A 20719-nucleotide genomic window follows, 5' to 3' on the forward strand; every position below is an offset into this window, starting at 1 on the left:
AGATGAATAAGGCGATGCGCAACCCCGCAGTATATATTGCATTCATTCTTCCGGCTGTGGTGCTTATTTTCATGTTTTTCATTTATCCGATTTTCAGCTCCATCTATTACAGCTTTACAAGCTGGAACGGGGTTTCGGCCCATCCAAAGTGGATCGGAGCGGAAAATTATATCAAGGCATTGGGAGATGAGCGCTTCTGGAGCTCGGTGCTGAATAACGTTTGGTTCATCGTTTTTTCCATCGGCATACAGGTGCCGCTTATTCTCCTGTTTTCCCTGCTGATTGCGAATGTTCAACGGCTGCAGGGATTGTACAAAACGGCCGTCTTTTTGCCCTCGATTATGTCGACGGCCGTGATCGGCATTCTGTGGGGCTTCATCTACGAGCCGAATATCGGCCTCATGAACCGGCTGCTCGGCCTGCTCGGTATCGGGCCCGTCTTTTGGCTGTCTGACGAAAAGTACGCCATGCTGTCCATTCTGATTACGAACGCGTGGCAGTGGACCGGTTTTTATATCGTGATGGTGCTGGCGGCCATCCTTGCCGTGCCCAGGGAGCTTGGAGAGGCCGCAGCCATCGACGGGGCCAGCCGTATTCAGCAGTCCGTTCATGTCATTTTGCCTCTGATCCGTCCCATCATCTCGGTCGTTGTGATGCTTTCGATCGCCGGGGCGATGAAGGCGGCGGATATCGTCATTGTCATGACCAAAGGCGGTCCGGCCGGCTCTACGGACGTACTGGCCACCTACATGATCAAATACGCGATCACCAATTTTAAATATGGTTACGGCAACACGGTGGCTGTGCTTATTTTCGCAATTACGCTTGTATTGACAGTCCTGTATCAACTGATTTTTGCAAGGCGCAGTGAAAGGGTTGAATTCTGATGAAAAGGGCGAAGACGCTTTGGCTGCCGCATACGCTGCTAATGCTGTATCTGCTGGTGATTCTGTTTCCGTTCCTGTTCGTTCTTTTCTCTTCCGTGAAAACGGACAACAACGCCATCGCTATAAATCCTTTTGGAATGCCGGAGAAAATTGTCTTTTCCAATTATGTGGAAGTATGGGTCAAGGCGAAAATCAGCGTTTATTTCCTGAACAGCCTGTATATTTCCGCATTGAGCGCGGCGGTGTCCATTCTGATCGGCTCCATGCTGTCATTTGCGGTGACCCGGATGCGTTATCCGAAAGTTGGCAGCGCCGTGTTCGGGCTTGCCCTGATCGGCATGCTCATTCCCAACAACTCTTTATTGCTTCCAATCTATCTGCTTGTCCGCAGGTTGGGTGTTCTCGATACTCATTGGGCTCTCATTATTCCGTATATCGCGAATGCGATTCCGTTTACGGTCATTGTGCTGGCGGCATTCATGCGTTCGCTGGCTTCTGAAGTGGAGGAAGCCGCGGTCATGGACGGGTTGAGGGCTCCGGGAATTTTTGCTAGAATTGTAATACCTCTATCGGTACCAGCCATGGTTACTGTTTTTATCGTGAACTTCCTCGGCAACTGGAATGAATTTTTACTCGCCAATTATTTTTTGTCAACCGACAAGCTGCGCACCCTGCCTGTAGGCATGGTCCAGTTCAGAGATCAATACCAGATGAATTATGCCCAAATGTCGGCAGGCATTGTTTACAGCATTCTGCCTGTGCTGCTGATGTATGCTGTACTGCAGAAAAGAATTATGGAAGGCCTGACGGCAGGCAGTGTCAAAGGATAGCCACGCCTTCGCACGCCTGATCCGCAGGGATGGACGACCATGACGCTGCGCATGAAGCTTTTTGCCGCTTTTATCTTTCTTATCATCGTACCAATGTGCCTGCTGGGTGCACTGACCTTATGGGTTTCGTCGGATGCGGCGGCGCGCAGGTACAGCGAGCAGGCCGAGTATGCGCTGAAGGCCATCAGCTACAGCCTGAACGGTGTTTTTGAGGAAATGAACAAGGTGACGGATAACGGGATTGCGACCTCGGTGTTTCATATGGCTTTGAATGCCGATGATCCGGAGAAGCAGAACCTGAATGCCGACGGCCAGCTGACCCTTAACGACAGCCAGCGCAGTTTCAGAAACCTGCTGTATAACTATCCGGATATCAGCTATGCGTACCTCTACAATTTGCGGAGAAACGGAATGTCGTCCGGCATGGTGTCCATTTTTACGAAAGAAGACTTTACAGCGCTTCCGTTTGAAAGCTTCAAGGTTCACCCCCTGTATCAGGAGGTGATGGCCAGGAACGGCAATCCCATTTGGATCGCTCCCTATGAATATCCCGAGCTTACCAGCACCGAGCCGGTGTTCACCCAGATTCGGTTGGTCAAGGAACTGAAGCATTTCCGGAATATCGGTATATTGGTGGTGCAGATCAAAAACTGGCAGTTTGACCGGATTTTCCGAAATCTCCGGCTGAATGATCTTTCAGGGGAAACGACATTCATGCTTGCAAATAACACGGGGCTAATCGTATATGATCAGGCCGGGCAGAACAGCGGGAAAAACATGTCGGAACTTATGGAGCATTCCATCCGCTATGGCAGCGGATATCAAAGCTTCAGAGCCTCCTTCCAGGGAGAACAAAGCATGATTTCCATCTATCATCTCAAAGACTATCCATGGAGTCTCATATCCGTGACCCCATGGAGCTCCCTTTCCGCCGAATCCTCCGTCTACGCCTTCTGGTTCGTTATCGTCATGATCGTCTGCCTTGCCGCCGCCGTCCTGTTCAATATGCTGTTCATGAACCGTATCACGGGATATGTCGCCGTTCTGGTCCGGTTTATGCGCAGGGTGGAGGAAGGGGATTTGAACGCCCGCGTCAAACCCGGAAAAGAGGCTGAACTGCGTGTTCTTGGGGAAGGCTTAAATTCTTTGATGGATAAAATCGGCGTTTTGTTCGCCAAAGTCAGCTCAGAGCAGGAACAGAAAGCGCGGGCGGAGCTGCGCGTGCTGCAGGCGCAAATCAAGCCCCATTTCCTGTTCAACACGCTGGAGTCGATCAATGGCCTGGCGGTCAGGGGGGAGGGGCGCAAGGTGAGTGAAATGGTTATCCGCCTGGCCGGGATGCTGCGCACCAGTATTCAGGAGAAGGAGGAAATTACGCTGGCTGAGGAAATCAGCCATCTGCGGAGCTATCTTGAAATTCAGCAGTACCGGTTTTCCGGCCTGTTTAGCTATGAAATTTCCATGCCGGAGGAGCTGCGATCCTGCCTGGTACTGAAGCTGACGCTGCAGCCACTGGTCGAGAATGCGATCCAGCATGGCTTTGAAGGCAGAACGAACGGTGGATTGCTGCGTATATCCGTGTGGGAGGAGCAGGGAGACATTATTCTTGAAGCTGCGGATAACGGGTCCGGTATTTCTCCTGAAGTGCTTGGGTCGTTCCAATATATGATCAGGGAACAGGATGACCCGGCACAGGACAACAGGTGGCTTGACGAACGACGAGGGCTGGGCGTGCGCAATGTTGCTGACAGAATCCGGATTCAATACGGCAGTCGTTACGGGATTATTATTTGTTCCCATAAAGGCTCGGGAACCGTCATACGCTGTAAAATACCGAAGTATGGCTAAGCGGAGGGAGGAAGCATGATGGTATCGGCACTGCTGGTGGATGACGAAAGACCTGTGCTCGATAATCTGGAGAGCATTTTGCCCTGGCACGACATGGGCATTAAAGTCTCGGGCACGGCCGGCAACGGCATGGACGCACTGCGGCTGGCGGAACAAGACAAGCCCGATTTGATCCTTTGCGATATCCGCATGCCGGTCATGGATGGACTGACTTTCATCGCCGAGCTGCGTGAGAGGGGGATTGACAGTGAAATCCTTCTGCTGACAGGTTACCAGGAGTTTGAATATGCCAAAACAGCTCTCAAGCATGGGGTGAGGGAATATATTACCAAGCCTATAGATTATGGCATGCTTGAAGATGTGCTGAAATCACTTGCCGCCGAGATAACCCTGCGCAAGCAAAAAGAGTCCGAGCTGCAGGCGAGGAATAAGGAAATCGGATTCTGGGTCAAGCGGAACCGGATCAGGGAGGTGCTTACAGGAGAAGCCTGGAGCACTCCATCCCCACCCATTTCTCTGGCAGAAGAAGAGGGGGAGTCGTATGCACTTTTTGTGGCGGAAGCCTGCATGTATTTTGAACAGACCCGGCAGTGGGGCGTCGAGCGCAAAAGAGAATGGAATAAGCAGATGTCGGAACAACTGGAAGCCATCGTGCAGACCCGTTTTGTAAACCCGTTCGTGTTCCAGGTACGGGAAGGGGAATGGTGCATAGCGGTTGAAGATGTTCTGCAGACAGAGCCGCTGTCCGAGCCTGCAGTGTTGCAGGAAATTGCGGAACAGTTCAGCGGCATTAGCGCAGGCACGGGGATGGAAGGACGGCTGCTGGCGCATCCGGGGCCTCTGCAGATTTTGGATTTGGCGGCGGTATACCATGCTTCCAGGCATGTCCAGCCGCCGCCGGGGGAGCGGTTGTGTCTGCTGAACGGGGACGAATATGGCGGTGGCCGCAAAAACGCGGATGATGCAATTGAGACAGCCAAGCAATATATTGCCGCCCATTTGGGCTCTGACCTATCGGTGGAGGAGTTAGCGGATTATACCGGCATCAGCGGCAGTTATTTTTGCCATCTATTTAAAGCCCGTTGCGGCATGACCTTCCTGGAGTATGTAACTCGGGAACGGCTTGCTGCCGCCAAAGCGCTGCTCGCCGGAACCAGCTACAGCATTTCGACGATTTGCTCGGCTGTAGGCTACCGGGAACGAAGATATTTTACCAAAGTGTTTCACAAGCATTTCGGGCTCACGCCATCAGAGTACCGTGACCGGCTGCGTGCGGGCATACATGCGACCGGGTGAGGGGGCATCTTGGAAGATTGGATGACCCCAAGCATAAATTTTCCTTAATCTCAATTCATGAAAGCGCTATCTGTCTTCTTCGATGACGTCAATAATATAATTCTTACTTTTTCGGCAAAATTAACAGCAACTTTTTACAAACATCAGCGTCTAATAGTATGACTTTTTACGGGGAAGCCAAGAATTTGGTTATAGAAGGAGACAGAGAATGAATCTTAAGAAATGGACGATGCTCACTGCACTGGCCGTATCCCAGGTCGCGGCGGTTTTGCCGGCAGCAGCAGCAGAGGCACCGGTTACAGAAACATCCGATGTCAGTGATCAACTGGTGAACACAACAAATGAAAGTACTGAATCAGAAGCAACCGATGGGACTGATGGAACCGGAAGCATCGATGACAACGCTGATGGCAATGCTCTGACTTCAGAGGACACAGATTCGACAAATTCTGCCGATTCTGTAGGGGATGTTCCAAATTCGGAAGATACACAAGGGAATACCAGCGTTACAGACGATGTGTATATTCCCGCTTCAGCCAATCAGCTGATTCTGTATATGAACAGCGCCAAAATGATGCAGGGTGGGCAGGTCTATACGGCCAGTCAGCCAATGACCGTTAAGGATGGCGTTTCCTACGTTGCCATTCGCTCTCTCGTCAACCGTGTTGGATTGCAATTTTACTATGATACAGCCACCAAGGAAACGGTCATTACCCAGGGAGAGCAGGTTCTGCGCTTCAAAACGGACAGCAAGGTATACACCGTCAACGGGCAGCAGAGACAAATGAAGGGTGCGGCTTTCCAGCAAAAGAACGTATTCATGGTTCCTTTGACATCCATTACCCAGGCTTTGAACATTCCTTACACTGTAGATAATGTCAATAAAACGGTTATTCTCGATCTGGTCTCAAAGCCTGTCGCTTCATTTACGACAAAACCAAGCACAGATATTTATGCTACACAGACGCAGGTTACATACCTGACCCAATCCTCTTCTCCAAGAGGGCTTCCGATTGTTAATGAGCGTTGGGAAGGACGTCAGGATGTGTTCCAGGAGCCGGGCACTTATACGATTACCTATTCCGTTCAGGATTCGTCCGGCCAGTGGAGTGATCCATACTCGCAGACTATTACGGTCAAACCGCAGAACCAGCCGCCTGTCGCTATGTTTACGACAGACAAGAAGGAATATATGATGGGTGAGAAAATCACTTATACCGATCTGAGTACGGATGATGAGAACCGTATTCAGAAGCGTGAATGGGTGAACAACAAGCTTGCCTTCTTCGAGCCTGGGGAGAAGGAAATTACTTTGACCGTTACGGACCACATGGGACTGACAAATACCTATACGCAGACCGTTACGATTAAGAACGAAACCTTGTATGAAGAAGACGACTTCAACAAGCTGTTCACGCCGTATGGTGATTTGTATGAATTTGACGGCAGCGAAGTGCCACAAATGGAAACTGTGCCGGCTTCCGTGACTTCCGGACCGCGCCTGCTGATCCGTGCCAACAGTCCGGAACGGGTGTTCCAGGATGGGATCGTTTATCAGGAGGTTGGCACAGGCAGCCAGCGGATTCTGGCTCACTATGTCAATGAAACGGGCCGCAATGTGAAAATGTACGTGGTGGCCACGAATAATAACATGCTCCCTGCTACCATTAACGTGGAAGCATCCGGTTTCGGGGGACCTAGCCCGTTTGCCACCGCTGCGGGCAAGCTGGGAACGATGCGTTATCTGCAATCCCTGACCGATGGCACCAAACGCTCCACTACGGTGCTGAATCCGGGCGAGAGCAGAGTGATTTTGCCGGATCTGAGTGCGATCAAAATGAAGCCTGATGAGGTTATTTCCCTGCTGTCGGATTTGAACTCGGACCAGCCGGTGCAATATACTGTAATTATGGTTGAAGAGTCCGCCGATCCGCTGGTGGCGTTCCAGACGCTGCCGAAGCTTGACAAGGACGGCATCCATAACCGTGGTACGTATATGGATGCCGACCGTACGATCGAGTACACGGAAGAAGTCGGAAGAAAAGCACAGCGCATCGTAATCGGGGATAACAATATCGATCCGAACCTCACCGGAACGGATGGAATCGACGGCTCCGCAGCTTCCAATGCCGGCAACTTCGGGGTACTGTACAAAATCAGACTGACCAATGTTGCGCCATACTCCCTGATTACATTCAATCCGCGCGGAGGCTTGTATTCCGGTTATGCCTTGGTTAATAATCAAATTATAGCCATCGCTAACAACAGCGGTGTAAGAGCGCCTAATCAAAACAGCGTCCTGTACCGTACCGGACATATGGCCGAAAGTGTTGAAATGTACTTTACCGCAGCCGCTGGCAGCAACCTGCCTGTCAATCTGCTGATTCAGCCGCTGCCTGAATACAAGCAACAATAAGCAATCAGCAAGCTCCACCGTAAAAAAGTCGCTTTTTACAGGCCTGTAAAGGCGTCCCGGGCTTAGGTTCATTGGGGAACCCCGCCCCGGGACGCTTTTCTTGCATGGTGCCCAGAGGAGGGAAGGTTATGGCAGACGGAAAAGGAGTGCTGGCCCGCAGGCTTGCCCAAGGGCCGATCCATTTTTATCGGCGTGTCATTTCTCCGTTAAAACCCCCGACCTGCCGCTTTTATCCGACCTGTTCGGCATACGCGCTGGAGGCTATCGAGGTACACGGTCCTGTCCGGGGTTCCTGGTTGGCGGTGAAGCGAATTAGCAAATGCCATCCGTTTCACCCCGGCGGATTTGATCCCGTGCCGCCGGCACGGCCAATGGGCAATGAGGGGAACAGCAAGCAGGACGGGCTTTCCCCCAAAAATAAGGGCCAAACTTGACAGAGTATCATCGCTTCGCTATATTTTGAGTAATAGTGCGTGTTCAAAAAGTCAGGTTTTCAGCACCAAGAAGGTTGAATGAAGCTAGGGACTGAGGAGTGGAGCGTACTTGGGGTACGTGAGCACCGGAAGGCCCGGCTGAATTCAAGATTCGATGTCGAGTCCGCTTCCTGACTTCCTTCGTGATCAAAAGATGATTTTTTGAACAACCTCTAATATGTTTTTCCAGTGAAGGGATAAGTACGACACCACCATCCAGTACAGAGAGCCGGGGGAGCTGCAAACCGGTCTGGAGGGCTGTCCGAAGATGGTCCTGGAGGAACTGCTTGTGAGCGGCCCGCTTTTTTATTAAAACGGCGTAAGCAAGCAGCGTGTTCCAGCGTTAATGGACGGTCTGAATGGACCGGTGGAGTCCGCCTTCCGCGAGGAAGCGGAGAACATTGGGTGGTAACGCGTGAGTAGACTCTCGCCCCATAAGGGGCGGGGGTCTTTTTTGCATTACGCTTCGAAGCCCTGTGTTCCGTTCCCGGCGCTGAAAAACGGAAATTGAACAATACTGCAGGAGGGAAAAGTATGGCGAATACGAACACATTTTATATTACGACGCCAATTTATTATCCAAGCGACAAGCTGCATATCGGGCATGCGTACACTACGGTTGCAGGGGATGCCATGGCCAGATACAAGAGATTGCGCGGGTATGAGGTCCGTTATTTGACAGGTACGGATGAGCATGGGCAAAAAATCGAGCAAAAGGCGGCGGCGGCCGGCAAGACACCACAGCAGTTTGTGGATCATATCGTTGCAGGCATCCAGGAGCTATGGCAGAAGCTGGACATCTCCAATGACGATTTTATTCGCACGACGGAAGAGCGGCATAAAACGGTTGTTCAGGACATTTTTGACCGCCTGCTCAAACAGGGGGATATCTACAAAGGCGAATATGAGGGCTGGTACAGTATTCCGGATGAAACGTATTACACGGAAACCCAGCTTGTCGACGTGATCAAGGATGAAGCCGGGAATGTAATCGGCGGCAAAAGTCCGGACAGCGGGCATCCTGTAGAGCTTGTGAAGGAAGAGTGTTACTTCTTCCGTATGAGCAAATACGCAGACCGTCTGCTGCAATTCTATGAGGAAAATCCGGACTTTATCCAGCCGGAATCCCGTAAAAAGGAAATGATCAACAACTTCATCAAGCCTGGGCTGGAGGATCTGGCCGTATCCCGTACGACTTTTGACTGGGGTGTTAAGGTAAAAGGAGACCCGAAGCATGTAGTTTATGTGTGGATCGATGCCTTGTCCAACTACATCACCGCCCTCGGTTATGGTTCCTCCAATACGGAGCTGTATGATAAATTCTGGCCTGCCAATGTGCACATCGTCGGCAAGGAAATTGTCCGCTTCCATACCATTTACTGGCCGATCATGCTGATGGCGCTTGATCTGCCGCTGCCAAAGAAAGTGTTCGCACATGGCTGGCTGCTGATGAAGGACGGCAAAATGTCCAAGTCCAAGGGAAATGTCGTTGACCCGGTGACGCTGATCAACCGTTACGGATTGGATGAGCTTCGTTATTACCTGCTGCGTGAGGTGCCTTTTGGAGCGGACGGTACATTTACGCCAGAAAGCTTTGTAGAGCGTATCAACTCCGACCTGGCTAATGACCTCGGTAATTTGCTGAACCGCACCGTTGCAATGGTTGACAAATATTTCGGCGGCAAGGTGCCGGCCTATGAGCAGGGGGTTACAGAGTTTGATGCCGCTCTTGAAGAGATGGCAGGAGCAACTTATGCCAAGGTAGAAGAGGCTATGGAAAAAATGGAGTTTTCCGTCGCTCTGACAGCAATCGGGCAGTTCATCAGCCGCAGCAACAAATACATTGACGAAACACAGCCGTGGTCTCTGGCAAAGGATGAAGGCAAACGCCGCGAGCTGGCCTCTGTCATGTATCATTTGGTGGAAAGCCTGCGCATTGCGTCCATTCTGCTGCAGCCGTTCCTCACCCGCGCGCCGCGCAAAATCTGGGAGCAGCTCGGGTTGACGGAAGGGGCGCTTACCTCATGGGACAGCGGCAAGCAGTTCGGGCTTATTCCGGAAGGCACGCAGCTGCAAAAAGGAGACCCAATCTTCCCGCGTCTGGATGCCGAGCAGGAGGTGGCATTTATCGTGGAGGCCATGACAGGCGGCGCCAAGCCTGCATCCACTGAAGCGCCAGCTGCAGCCGCCCCGGCGGAAGCACCGGAGAGCAAGGAAGAAATCGGGATCGAGGATTTCGCCAAGGTGGAGCTGCGCGTTGCTCAGGTCATCGCCTGTGAGCCAGTCAAAAAGGCCGATAAGCTGCTCAAACTGCAGCTTGATCTCGGATACGAGCAGCGTCAGGTCGTCTCGGGCATTGCGAAGTTTTACACACCTGAGGAGATGGTCGGCAAGAAGGTCATTTGCGTCACCAATCTGAAGCCTGTGAAGCTGCGCGGAGAACTGTCTCAAGGCATGATCCTTGCCGCCTCCCAGGGCGATCAGCTGACACTTGCTACCGTGCCTGACAGCATGCCTAACGGCGCGATCGTGAAGTAATATTGAACCGGAAGCTGTAATAGCTTCCGGTTTTTTAACCTTCCTCCGAAAAAAGTCCCTCACTTCTAAACCTTCTAAAGCTTGGTGAAAGTGAGCCAGGTCGATTTTCTTTCAAGTACCATCTCTCATATTCAGCGGCAGGGGAGCGTATGCTCACATTAAGTGAGTATACAAGCGGGGTGAACATTCTGGATATCCATATCGGTGTAGCATTTGCGGCAGGGCTTGTTTCATTTGCGTCTCCCTGCAGTCTTCCCTTGTACCCTGCTTATCTCTCATATCTTACAGGTATGAACTTCACGCCAGCAGCAAAGCAAGAAGCATCCCACGAGCACCGTGTTCGCGCAATAACACACACGCTGGCTTTTGTTATGGGGTTTTCGGCTGTTTTTTATTCGCTCGGAGCGGGAGCGGGGATGCTCGGGTCCTGGTTTCACATGCACAAGGATGGGCTGCGCCTGATTTCCGCCCTGTTGATGATGACGATGGGGCTTGTTGCGCTCGGCTGGCTGAGACCCGTACCGCTAATGAAGGATTACCGCATCTCCGCTGCCCGTAAACAGGTTGGTTACCTTAGATCCTTCGCTGTGGGAATCGGCTTTGCGGCAGGCTGGTCTCCCTGCATCGGCCCTATGCTGACAGCGATTATCGCTCTGGCAGCGGTTGAGCACAGCACGTGGTTTCTACTGGTCACAGGCTATGCGGCAGGGTTTGCCCTTCCTTTTTTCATTCTCGCCTTCTATGCCGGAAAAATCAGGCCGCAAGCCTGGTACAGCTCTGCCCTGATGAAGCTCGGTGGTTTGATGCTGCTAGCAACCGGCATTCTGCTGCTGACGGATCACTGGAGCAGGCTGTCCTTGTTCCTGCAGCGTTTTAATCCTCAATGGCTTATGTAAAGCCATCCATTCCAACTTTTTGGAAAATGCTCGAAAATACGCTCTGTGATCAGCTCTCGCAGAGCGTTTTGCTGTTCATCCGGCTGCATGAATTCCTGCAAACGTGGGAATACAAGGGGGTACACCTTGCAGGACTTGCCAATGGGTAATGAGAACATGTATCATTATTTAAGCAGTCATACGGCGGACAGCAATGGTTGGAATAATAGAAATGAGGGAAGCAGATGCCAACGCCAAGCATGGAGGATTATCTCGAAAGGATTTACAAACTTATTGATGAAAAGGGTTATGCCCGTGTGTCGGATATTGCGGAAGGACTTGAGGTTCACCCTTCATCAGTCACCAAAATGATTCAAAAGCTGGACAAGGACGAGTACCTGGTGTATGAGAAATACCGGGGGCTGATCCTGACCCCGAAAGGGAAAAAGGTCGGCAAGCGTCTGGTGGACCGTCACCATCTCCTTGAACAGTTTCTCGGTATGATCGGGGTCAGAGAAGAGCATATTTACAAAGATGTGGAAGGCATTGAGCATCATCTGAGCTGGGATTCCATCACTTGCATTGAGACGCTGGTCGAGTATTTCGAGCGGGATGCGACCAGGCTGCAGCAGCTGCGTGATCTTCAGAAAGAAACGGCTGAAGAATCTTAAACGGGCATCCGTCCGCAAGGGCAGATGCTTTTTATTTTGCTGCTGCCGCAACATCCTCTGGTAAATTACGTCTATCCATTATATAGATAGAGAGCGCTGCATATACATAGCGTGAAAAAGGGACAAGACTAGCTTTTTGGAGGTTCTGGAACATGAAGCGTTTGAAGTGGTTGATCGCTGCTCTGCTGGTTGTACTGACTCTGCAGACAGGGGCCTGGCAGATACTGGCTGCTCCGGCCAAGGAGATTGAAATCTATCTCGATGGGGGTAAGCTTGATTCGGATGTATCACCGTACATAAAGCAGGGCGACGGAGTCACCATGGTGCCGCTGCGCGTGATCAGCCAGGGACTTGGCGCACAGGTGGGATGGTCGCAGGCTACATCCACAGTGACCATTACCGGTAATGACAAAGTGTTAACCATGACTTCAGGCTCCGGCTCGGCCATCGTTGACGGAGCGAACGTGCCACTGGACAGTCCGGTGGAAATGAAATTTGGAAGAGCTATGGTGCCCCTTCGTTTTATAGGTGAAGAATTGGGACTGGAAGTGAACTGGAATGCTGCTGCAAGGACGATAACACTGTCAAGCGGAGCAACCGCTGCCGTTCCCGTTTCCGGGGAGCAGAATGAAACCGCGACAGAGGTTAACGCTCCCGGGTCGATGAGAGGGGCCTGGGTGTCCACCATCAATGGGGACTGGCCATCGACAAAAAACAGCATGGCTGCGCAGCAGAAGGAATTTACCAGCCTGCTGGATGAGCTGGCCGGCATGGGGATCAACGCAGTTTTTGTTCAGGTCAGGGTAAGCGCGGATGCCATTTATCCGTCTGATACGGTGCCTTGGAGCAAATATTTGACTGGCGTTCAGGGAAAATCACCGGGTTATGACCCCCTGGCTTTTATGATTGAGGAGGCGCATAAACGGGGAATGGAATTCCACGCCTGGTTCAACCCGTTCAGAGCGAGCACAACCGCCAGTACGGCCGGGCTTGCAGCTAACCACGTAGCGGTTCAGCATCCCGACTGGATTGTGAATACAGGATCTCAGCTTTATATCAATCCGGGTATCCCTGCCGCTAGACAGCAGATCATCGATGACATCATGGAGGTTGTAAACAAGTACGATATAGACGGTGTGCATCTGGACGATTACTTTTATCCTTACAGCGGAACCTTTAAAGATGACGCCACTTACGCTTCTTATAATGATGGCGGCTTGAATAAAGGGGACTGGCGCAGGGATAATATCAACCGTTTTGTTAAGGAGCTCGGAGCAGAGGTTCATGCGGCCAAACGGGATTTGCAGTTCGGCATCAGTCCGTTTGGTGTGTGGCGCAATAAAGCGGATGATGCAACTGGCCCCGACACACGTGCAGGGGTAACGGCCTACGGCACAACCTATGCCGATGTCCGGAAATGGATCAAGGAAGGCTGGGTGGACTATATCGCTCCGCAAATTTACTGGAGCATCGGTTATTCCGCAGCAGCCTATGACAAGCTCGTTTCCTGGTGGTCAGACGAGGTAGAGGGGACAAACGTCAAGCTTTATGTCGGTCACGCGCCTTACAAGATTGGTACGTCGGAACAGGGCTGGCAGACCGCACAGCAGATTATCGACCAGTTGCAATGGAACGAGAATTATTCCGAGGTTAAAGGCGATATTTTCTTCAGTGCACAATATTTGCGGAAAAAATCGCTTGGACTTCATTCACTTTTACAGTCTTATTATAACGAATAAGGTCATAATTCAGCCCCCGTGCTCATACATAAGCAGTGTAGCGATTGTCAACTGCTGCGGAGAGAACGGGGGTTATTCATATGCTGATTAATGCTGTATTTCAAGGCGGTGGAATGAAAGGCATATCCCTCGCTGGCGCAGTGAAAGCGGCTGAACAAAACGGGGTAAAATTCAACAGAGTCGCGGGAACCTCCTCCGGATCCATTGTAGCTTCTCTTGTTGCGGCGGGTTATACGGCGCAGGAGATGAGGGAGGTCATTGAAACGACTCCTTTTGTCAGGCTGCTGCACCGTTCCCCCCTTTTTAACGTGAAATGGATTGGACCGGCCGCCCGGATCTGGTTAAAGAAAGGACTTTATTCGGGAGAGGTACTGGAGCAGTGGGTTAGAGAGCTGTTAAAGGCGAAGGGAATCCGGTACTTTGGCGATCTTCCATCAGGCAAGCTTCGTTTAATAGCCTCAGATATTACCAACGGACGCATTATGGTGCTGCCGGACGATATGGAGCTTTTTAATGTGGAACCGCCTTCATTCGAAGTGGCGAAAGCCATTCGCATGAGTACAAGCATCCCCTATTTTTTTGATCCGGTGATGTTGCGCCTGGACGCCAAAAAGGCCAAAGGCAAGTCCTTCGCGGAGCAGTTTGTGTATATTGTGGACGGAGCCATGTTAAGCAACCTCCCCTTGTGGCTGTTTGATCAGGAATGGGCCAATCCGGCAGAAGCCATTCCGACGGTCGGCTTTCAGATGGTCGGTAAAAACGAGACCAAGTCATCCGTAATCCGCGGACCGCTCAGCATGCTGCAGGCTATTGTCGATACGATGCTGTCGGCGCATGATGAGCGATATATCGAGCAGGTGAACCGTTTTCGTACCGTGAAAATCCCCACACTTGGCGTTCGCACCACTGAATTCGATATCACCCTAGAGCAGAGCGAGATGCTGTTCGCTTCGGGCCTTAAGGCCGGCAATGATTTCTTCCGCAACTGGAGCATCACTGCCTATCAGTCGCATTTCAAAAAGTTGAAGCTAACCAAAGAGCGGATTTTAGTATGAAAAAGCAGCAAAAAAAGCACCTGCCGTTAGAAAACGGTCAGGTGCTTGCTGTGTCTGAGACTTGTTAATGATACTTGGGCACATCGTCATTGTTTTTTCCCTTCTGGCCTTCAATGACGTAGAAGGGATATTCCTTGCGCTTTTTGGCTGCAGTCGGCTTGCGGCCACCGGCTGCTTTGGCCATCGTTTTTGCGGAAGGTTTGATTTTTGGGGTCTTGGCCGCCCGGCGGGGCGGGAATCTGTACAGCAGCAGCACGATACCAAAGACGATCAATGGGATGAGGAGCACGCTCAACATCCCTAAATCCCCACGGATGATGGAGAATGCCGTTCCCACAATGGCCAGCGCGATGAATCCCCAAAATACGAATGCCTGTTTGTTCATATTGATCTCATCCTTTCACAGGATCAAGAGACGGGCTGTTCAACCTTTCCTCTACAGGTGCTTTCTCCAGTTCAGCGTCAAGGGAAAGCATCCGTTGGAAAGAAGCGATGGAGACCTCCACTTGATCATTGGTCGGTTCTTTCGTGGTAAGAAGCTGGAGCCACAAACCCGGATAACCCAAGTAACGCAGCACGGGAACGTCACGAAGCGAATTTGTCAGCTTGAGAAATTCGAATGAGAGCCCCAATACGACCGGGAGCAGGATAATGCGCTGTCCCATGCGTTCCCATATACTTTCATAAGTGAACAAAGAATATACGATGACGCCGATGATGACCGTAAGCATGATAAAGCTGCTGCCGCACCGGTAATGAAGTCGGCTGAATTTCTGCACGTTCTCCGGCGTGAGCTCGACGCCTGCCTCATAAGCGCTGATCACTTTATGCTCCGCTCCGTGGTACTGGAACAGCCTCTTGATCATTGGAGTCTGGGAAATTCCCCACAGATAGGCTAACAGCAGAATCAGCTTGATCACGCCTTCGGCCAGGTTATGGCCGATTTGACTGGTGAACATGCCTCCGAACAGAAAATCCTCCACAACGACAGGTACGAGCGTCAGCACCAGCTTGCCGAACAGGAATGATAGAATTCCGATGGCGGCAACACCGATGATCATGCTCAGACTCCACTTGGATTCCTCTTTCTCCTTCTGCGCTGCCCGTTCTTCCGGGTCCATTTCATCTTCAGCATAAGCATCAGCCGAATAGTTCAAATGCTTCGTGCCTTTGGCGCTGGCATCGATAATGCTGACAATACCGCGCAGCAGCGGAACTCTGCGCAGCTTGTTGAGCAGCGGACTTTCCCGGCGCGGCACCTCCAGAAAAGTTATGTCACCGTTCTTGCGGCGGACTGCCGTAACATTGACCCGCTTGCCGCCGAACATCACGCCTTCTATAACCGCCTGGCCCCCATAACTGACGGGCTTCGATGTTTGAGACAACCGGTTCACCTTCCGTTTCCGGGAATATCGTTCTGAATATGTTCCCTGATTTAATATTGTGTATGCTGCAAAAAGCGCTGCAGGGCAGCTCCTCTGTCAGATCAGCCTGATTGTTTTTATTGTATCGAATTTTGCGGGCGATTTCTAGTTGAGACAGGATAGGGCAAATGAGACTCAGGGAAAAACTGACGATATTTCCTAATGAAGCTGCCGGGGATTGTACATACTATAGTCTCGGAAACGATATTACAAGCCGCAAAAAGCAGAGGAGGTTCGGCATGAGCTCGATAGCAAAAGGCGATCGCGGTGCGCGTCCGACCGGCCAAGGGCTAACTTCACCGCTCCGGTTTTCCCTTCAGCTCGGTTTTTTTGCCGGGTTGATCTGGGGATTGGTGCGCTGGCTGTTTTATATTCTGCACTTTACCGTTGTCCTTCCCGGTTTTATTGCAGAGCCCTTTTTTAAACACTCGTTCATGAAGACCGCTGCCGGACATTTGATTGGGCTGCTCTTTTTTATTGCGTTTTCCATGATTATAACTTTCCTTTATACAGCCTTGCTGCGCAAGCTGAAGGGACCTTATCCCGGTCTGGTTTTCGGCGCTTTATGCTGGGTGGTGCTCTTTGTATGGGCCGGACCGCTGCTCGGCATGCTTCCCCCGGTTACCAAGCTTACATGGGATACGCTAGTGTCCGAATTTTGCGTTTTTTTGCTGTGGGGGCTTTTTATCGGTTATACGGTTGCGTTTGAATTTACGGATGAGCGGCTGCGCGAGGAAGCGGCGTAAGCTGAAGATGCAACTAAAACTTCTCAAGCGGCCACAGCTTGTGTTAAAATAATTTGGTGATTTCTTGAAGGTGAAAGAGAGGACTGGCCGATGGAGAGAGTATTGAAACTGCGTCAGGCAATGGAAGAGCGGAATTTGCGTGCCATGCTGGTAGCAAGTCCTGTAAACCGCCGCTATTTGACAGGATTTACAGGCTCGGCCGGTTATGTGCTCATTACAGAAACAGGGAGCTTTTTCCTGACGGATTTCCGTTATATGACCCAGGCTTCCGAGCAAGCGAAGGGATTTACTGTAATAGAGCATGCTTCGCAGGTTATGGATACGGTGAAGGAGCTGCTCCAATCCGAACAGATCAGCGAGCTGGGCTTTGAGCAGGATCATGTTACGTTCGGAACCCATGGAGCCTATGCAGAGCAGTTGGGACCGGTTAAGCTTGTTCCGGTTTCCGGCATCATCGAGAAGCTTCGCATCATCAAGGATGAAGGCGAGATTGAAGTGATGCAGCGTGCCGCCGATCTGGCAGATGCGGCGTTCGCGCATGTCCTGCCGCTCATCAAACCAGGGGTTACGGAACGGGAATTGGATCTTGAGCTTGAATTTTTCATGCGCAAGCATGGAGCCGCATCTTCTTCGTTCGACACCATTGTTGCCTCAGGTGAACGCTCGGCCATGCCCCATGGTCGTGCGAGCGACAAGGTCATCCGGGAGAATGAGCTGATCACCTTTGATTTTGGCGCGCTGTTGGACGGCTACTGCTCGGACCTGACCCGTACGGTAGCAACCGGCAATCTTCAACCGCAGTTAAAGGAAATCTATGATATCGTACTGGAGGCTCAGCTCCATACTCTGGAACATATCAAAGCCGGAATGACCGGACGCGAAGCCGATGCGCTCGCCCGGGATATCATCAGCAAATACGGTTACGGCGACCAGTTCGGCCACAGTACCGGCCACGGTTTGGGGATGGAGGTTCATGAGGCTCCACGCCTGTCCAAGCTGAGTGACGATGTGCTGCAGCCGGGAATGGTGGTTACGGTTGAGCCCGGAATTTACCTGCCGGGACTTGGCGGTGTGCGGATCGAGGATGATATTGTAATTATGGCTGACGGTATTCGGGTGCTGACGAAAGCTAGCAAGCAATTCACGGTTGTTTAAAGCTTATCTCTGTACGACATAGTTGCGTGCGGATTTATTTTACTGATCCTGTAGGAGGGGTTATTCTTTGATTAACGTTAACGATTTTAAAACAGGCCTGACCGTAGAGGTAGACGGCGACATCTTCACAGTACTTGATTTTCAGCATGTCAAGCCGGGTAAAGGCGCGGCATTTGTGCGCTCGAAACTGAAAAATTTGCGCAACGGCAACACTGTAGAGCGTACTTTCCGTGCAGGCGAGACGATCGGGCGTGCGCAAATCGAAAACCGTGGCGTATCTTATCTGTATGCCAGCGGTGATGAGCATACGTTTATGGATAACCAAACCTACGACCAGTTTACCCTGACCAGCAAGCAGCTGGAATGGGAGTTGAACTTCCTGAAAGAAAACATGAACGTGAACATCATCAGCTACAACGGCGAGATTCTGGGTATTAACCTGCCAACAAGCGTTGAGCTGAAAGTGGTTGAAACGGAGCCAGGCATTAAAGGGAACACGGCTACAGGCGCTACGAAGAACGCCAAGCTTGAAACTGGCCTTAACGTTCAGGTTCCATTGTTCATCAACCAGGATGATGTACTGTTGATCGATACGCGCGACGGCAAGTACATGTCCCGCGCCTAATCCGGTAACCCTGGAACCCAAAATCCTCTGCCCTTGCGGTGCAGGGGATTTTTTGTAATCACATACTGGTTTACGACAGCTTAGCGGAAGTTTTTCTTGCGATATTAGGAAGCTTATTCCAGGGAATTAATGCATTCAAATATCTTATCAAAAAACATTGGAACAAGGAAATACTTTCGTATTATACTGTATTAAAGTTGTGCCCAATCATATAAGGTATTTGTGGAGGGCTAAACAGACCTGATTGCGCTACATACGTTCAGTTTGAGGGAGTGAATAGGCTTGTCTTTGTATGTCATGAAGTTTGGAGGCAGCTCTGTAGGGGATACGGAGCGAATGAAGCGTGTTGCCAAACGCATCGTTGAGAAGCAGGATGAAGGGCATCAATGCGTGGTCGTTGTGTCTGCGATGGGAGATACAACGGATGATTTGATAGATCAGGCCAAGCTTCTGAATGATGAGCCGCCTGCGCGTGAGATGGATATGCTCATGACGACAGGCGAACAGATATCGATCGCGATGCTGTCTATGGCGATACATCAGCTGGGCCGTTCCGCTGTTTCATTTACGGGATGGCAGGCCGGGTTTCTGACCGAGGCCGAGCATGGCAAGGCCAGAATTATCGATATTCGCCCGGATCGCGTGCTCAAGGCATTGGAAGAGCAAAAAATCGTCATTGTGGCCGGCTTTCAGGGCATATCGGAGGACGGAGAGATTACGACGCTTGGCAGAGGGGGCTCCGATACGACGGCTGTCGCTCTGGCGGCTGCGATCAAGGCGGATGCCTGTGAGATTTATACCGATGTGGACGGTGTCTATTCTACCGATCCGCGCATCGTCAAATGTGCGCGCAAGCTGAAGGAAATTTCTTATGATGAAATGCTGGAGCTTGCCAATCTCGGCGCAGCGGTGCTTCATCCACGTGCTGTGGAGTATGCCAAGCATAACAACGTGCGGCTGATTGTACGGTCCAGTTTTAATCATAATGAAGGAACGCTTGTGAAGGAGGAAGCAGTCATGGAACAGGGTGTAGTAGTAAGCGGTATTGCCTATGATAAAAATGTAGCACGAATCAGCATTCTGGGAGTTGAGGATGTGCCCGGCGTGCTGGCAACGGTCTTCGGGGCCCTGGCGGAAGCCAAAATTGACGTCGATATCATCGTGCAAAGCGGGGTACTGGATGGCAAAGCGGATTTCTCCTTTACGGTTGCTCTGTCGGATCAGCAGCGGGCGCTCAGCGTGCTGGAAGGGATCCGGAAAGTAATTCCTTACAGGGAGGTTAACACGGAGGATGGACTGGTGAAGGTGTCTATTGTCGGTGCAGGCATGGTCAGCCATCCCGGTGTGGCGGCACAAATGTTCGGGGCGCTCTCCAAGCTCGGCGTCAGCATCAAGATGGTAAGCACATCGGAAATCAAGGTGTCCTGCGTCATTGAAGCAGGCAAGCTGCAGGAAGTCGTCAAGGCACTGCATACGGCATACAACCTGGATACGGAAGAGCAGGTGTTTGTCGGGGGGCCTCAGGACCGCCGTTAAACGGTCAGGACAGCTTGTCCGCAATCCACTGCGTCACTTTCAGCAAAAAAGCGGTGATTCCCGCCGCCATCAATGGCCCGACAGGAATGCCGCGCAGAAATACAATCCCGAGGATTGAACCGAGCACAAGACCCACAATCATTTGTGGGTCTATTTTTAACATGGCGAGTCCTTTTCCGTTCATATAAGTGGCGATTGCCCCGCCCGCCAATGCAACAATGCCCGGCCAGGTTGTCAGCGTATCCGTAATGTCCCGGAGAGTTACTTTTTCCTGCGCAAACGGCACGAGCACACCGATGGTCAGAAAAAGAAGGCCAAACTCCAGCCCTCTGCGCTCCATGGAGGGCAGATATCTTTCCAGGTGAACAAGCTTCATGACCAGCAGCAGGCAGGCGGCGGTTGTAATGATCGGTGACCGGCCGACCAAGCCGACGACAATAAGGATGACAAGGATTATTTCTCCGTTCATAAAGCGGCGACACTCCAGTCCATATCTGTCATGTTATCAGTGTATGTTCAAAAAGTCAGGTTTTCAGCACCGAGAAGATTGGATGAAGCTAGGGACTGAGGAGCGGAGCGTACTAGGGGTACGTGAGCACCGGAAG

General features: G+C 51.4%; 18 protein-coding genes. 15 read left to right on the forward strand and 3 right to left on the reverse strand.

The genetic code is table 11. The features are described from left to right. Positions 1 to 2 precede the first annotated feature (2 nt). The 11 genes from ACE5KN_RS11125 to ACE5KN_RS11175 all read left to right on the forward strand — a co-directional run bounded on the left by ACE5KN_RS11125 (position 3) and on the right by ACE5KN_RS11175 (position 14628). A complete protein-coding gene (locus ACE5KN_RS11125) occupies positions 3 to 887 on the forward strand; it encodes a carbohydrate ABC transporter permease (protein WP_375523468.1) in 885 nt (294 codons plus the stop codon). Then, entirely contained in the window at positions 887 to 1717 is an 831-nt protein-coding gene (locus tag ACE5KN_RS11130; RefSeq protein WP_375523469.1) for a carbohydrate ABC transporter permease, read from the forward strand. Before ACE5KN_RS11125 ends, ACE5KN_RS11130 begins: the two co-directional genes overlap by 1 nt. A gap of 39 nt (positions 1718 to 1756) precedes the next feature. Further along, the gene (locus tag ACE5KN_RS11135; RefSeq protein WP_375523470.1) at positions 1757 to 3565 is read left to right on the forward strand and encodes a cache domain-containing sensor histidine kinase; all 1809 of its coding nucleotides are present in this window, start codon (positions 1757 to 1759) and stop codon (positions 3563 to 3565) included. A 15-nt stretch (positions 3566 to 3580) separates the two neighbouring features. Next, the gene (locus ACE5KN_RS11140; protein ID WP_375523471.1) at positions 3581 to 4861 is read left to right on the forward strand and encodes a response regulator transcription factor; all 1281 of its coding nucleotides are present in this window, start codon (positions 3581 to 3583) and stop codon (positions 4859 to 4861) included. Between the two features lie 208 nt (positions 4862 to 5069). Continuing rightward, positions 5070 to 7277 carry a copper amine oxidase N-terminal domain-containing protein gene (locus tag ACE5KN_RS11145; protein ID WP_375523472.1) on the forward strand — a complete coding sequence of 736 codons (2208 nt, stop codon included), beginning with the start codon at positions 5070 to 5072 and terminating at the stop codon, positions 7275 to 7277. 128 nt (positions 7278 to 7405) lie between these two features. Further along, the gene (gene yidD / locus ACE5KN_RS11150) at positions 7406 to 7711 is read left to right on the forward strand and encodes a membrane protein insertion efficiency factor YidD (RefSeq protein WP_375523473.1); all 306 of its coding nucleotides are present in this window, start codon (positions 7406 to 7408) and stop codon (positions 7709 to 7711) included. A 573-nt stretch (positions 7712 to 8284) separates the two neighbouring features. After that, positions 8285 to 10288 carry a methionine--tRNA ligase gene (gene metG, locus ACE5KN_RS11155; RefSeq protein WP_375523474.1) on the forward strand — a complete coding sequence of 668 codons (2004 nt, stop codon included), beginning with the start codon at positions 8285 to 8287 and terminating at the stop codon, positions 10286 to 10288. A 149-nt stretch (positions 10289 to 10437) separates the two neighbouring features. After that, positions 10438 to 11184: a cytochrome c biogenesis CcdA family protein gene (locus ACE5KN_RS11160; protein WP_375523475.1), complete on the forward strand. Its 747-nt coding sequence runs from the start codon at positions 10438 to 10440 to the stop codon at positions 11182 to 11184. A 224-nt stretch (positions 11185 to 11408) separates the two neighbouring features. Beyond that, positions 11409 to 11834 carry a transcriptional regulator MntR gene (mntR, locus tag ACE5KN_RS11165; protein ID WP_355320430.1) on the forward strand — a complete coding sequence of 142 codons (426 nt, stop codon included), beginning with the start codon at positions 11409 to 11411 and terminating at the stop codon, positions 11832 to 11834. Positions 11835 to 11986: 152 nt separating this feature from the next. Beyond that, entirely contained in the window at positions 11987 to 13573 is a 1587-nt protein-coding gene (locus ACE5KN_RS11170; protein ID WP_375523477.1) for a family 10 glycosylhydrolase, read from the forward strand. 80 nt (positions 13574 to 13653) lie between these two features. After that, a complete protein-coding gene (locus ACE5KN_RS11175; protein WP_375523478.1) occupies positions 13654 to 14628 on the forward strand; it encodes a patatin-like phospholipase family protein in 975 nt (324 codons plus the stop codon). 64 nt (positions 14629 to 14692) lie between these two features. On the opposite strand, the gene ACE5KN_RS11180 is transcribed toward ACE5KN_RS11175, so the two are convergent. Together ACE5KN_RS11180 and ACE5KN_RS11185 are read right to left on the reverse strand one after the other, a co-directional pair. Then, positions 14693 to 15013, reverse strand: a complete 321-nt coding sequence (locus ACE5KN_RS11180) for a hypothetical protein (RefSeq protein WP_375523479.1) — start codon at positions 15011 to 15013, stop codon at positions 14693 to 14695. Between the two features lie 7 nt (positions 15014 to 15020). After that, on the reverse strand, positions 15021 to 16013 hold the full coding sequence (locus ACE5KN_RS11185) for a DUF1385 domain-containing protein (protein WP_375523480.1): 993 nt from the start codon (positions 16011 to 16013) through the stop codon (positions 15021 to 15023). Between the two features lie 278 nt (positions 16014 to 16291). On the opposite strand from ACE5KN_RS11185, the gene ACE5KN_RS11190 reads away from it, so the two are divergent. From ACE5KN_RS11190 to ACE5KN_RS11205, 4 genes are all read left to right on the forward strand, one after another. After that, positions 16292 to 16798 (forward strand): YqhR family membrane protein, encoded by a 507-nt coding sequence (locus ACE5KN_RS11190; RefSeq protein ID WP_375523481.1) that lies wholly within the window; start codon positions 16292 to 16294, stop codon positions 16796 to 16798. A gap of 90 nt (positions 16799 to 16888) precedes the next feature. Next, positions 16889 to 17953 (forward strand): M24 family metallopeptidase, encoded by a 1065-nt coding sequence (locus tag ACE5KN_RS11195; protein ID WP_375523482.1) that lies wholly within the window; start codon positions 16889 to 16891, stop codon positions 17951 to 17953. Between the two features lie 67 nt (positions 17954 to 18020). Next, positions 18021 to 18578: an elongation factor P gene (gene efp / locus ACE5KN_RS11200; protein WP_375523483.1), complete on the forward strand. Its 558-nt coding sequence runs from the start codon at positions 18021 to 18023 to the stop codon at positions 18576 to 18578. 282 nt (positions 18579 to 18860) lie between these two features. Further along, entirely contained in the window at positions 18861 to 20114 is a 1254-nt protein-coding gene (locus tag ACE5KN_RS11205) for an aspartate kinase (protein ID WP_375523484.1), read from the forward strand. A gap of 4 nt (positions 20115 to 20118) precedes the next feature. Here ACE5KN_RS11205 and ACE5KN_RS11210 read toward each other — a convergent pair whose 3' ends face one another. Continuing rightward, the gene (locus ACE5KN_RS11210) at positions 20119 to 20583 is read right to left on the reverse strand and encodes a DUF441 domain-containing protein (RefSeq protein ID WP_375523485.1); all 465 of its coding nucleotides are present in this window, start codon (positions 20581 to 20583) and stop codon (positions 20119 to 20121) included. Positions 20584 to 20719 lie beyond the last annotated feature (136 nt).

The organism is Paenibacillus terreus (assembly GCF_042138595.1).
Classification (GTDB): Bacteria; Bacillota; Bacilli; order Paenibacillales; family Paenibacillaceae; genus Paenibacillus; species Paenibacillus terreus.

Excerpts from the sequence above, each read along its gene's own strand:
- ACE5KN_RS11175 (WP_375523478.1), top strand. The coding sequence starts at position 13,654 with ATGCTGATTAATGCTGTATTTCAAGGCGGTGGAATGAAAGGCATATCC.
- ACE5KN_RS11130 (WP_375523469.1), top strand. The coding sequence starts at position 887 with ATGAAAAGGGCGAAGACGCTTTGGCTGCCGCATACGCTGCTAATGCTG.
- ACE5KN_RS11140 (WP_375523471.1), top strand. The coding sequence starts at position 3,581 with ATGATGGTATCGGCACTGCTGGTGGATGACGAAAGACCTGTGCTCGAT.
- ACE5KN_RS11170 (WP_375523477.1), top strand. The coding sequence starts at position 11,987 with ATGAAGCGTTTGAAGTGGTTGATCGCTGCTCTGCTGGTTGTACTGACT.
- ACE5KN_RS11195 (WP_375523482.1), top strand. The coding sequence starts at position 16,889 with ATGGAGAGAGTATTGAAACTGCGTCAGGCAATGGAAGAGCGGAATTTG.
- ACE5KN_RS11135 (WP_375523470.1), top strand. The coding sequence starts at position 1,757 with ATGACGCTGCGCATGAAGCTTTTTGCCGCTTTTATCTTTCTTATCATC.
- ACE5KN_RS11190 (WP_375523481.1), top strand. The coding sequence starts at position 16,292 with ATGAGCTCGATAGCAAAAGGCGATCGCGGTGCGCGTCCGACCGGCCAA.
- mntR (WP_355320430.1), top strand. The coding sequence starts at position 11,409 with ATGCCAACGCCAAGCATGGAGGATTATCTCGAAAGGATTTACAAACTT.
- metG (WP_375523474.1), top strand. The coding sequence starts at position 8,285 with ATGGCGAATACGAACACATTTTATATTACGACGCCAATTTATTATCCA.
- ACE5KN_RS11125 (WP_375523468.1), top strand. The coding sequence starts at position 3 with ATGAATAAGGCGATGCGCAACCCCGCAGTATATATTGCATTCATTCTT.
- yidD (WP_375523473.1), top strand. The coding sequence starts at position 7,406 with ATGGCAGACGGAAAAGGAGTGCTGGCCCGCAGGCTTGCCCAAGGGCCG.
- ACE5KN_RS11145 (WP_375523472.1), top strand. The coding sequence starts at position 5,070 with ATGAATCTTAAGAAATGGACGATGCTCACTGCACTGGCCGTATCCCAG.
- ACE5KN_RS11180 (WP_375523479.1), bottom strand. The coding sequence starts at position 15,013 with ATGAACAAACAGGCATTCGTATTTTGGGGATTCATCGCGCTGGCCATT.
- ACE5KN_RS11160 (WP_375523475.1), top strand. The coding sequence starts at position 10,438 with ATGCTCACATTAAGTGAGTATACAAGCGGGGTGAACATTCTGGATATC.
- ACE5KN_RS11210 (WP_375523485.1), bottom strand. The coding sequence starts at position 20,583 with ATGAACGGAGAAATAATCCTTGTCATCCTTATTGTCGTCGGCTTGGTC.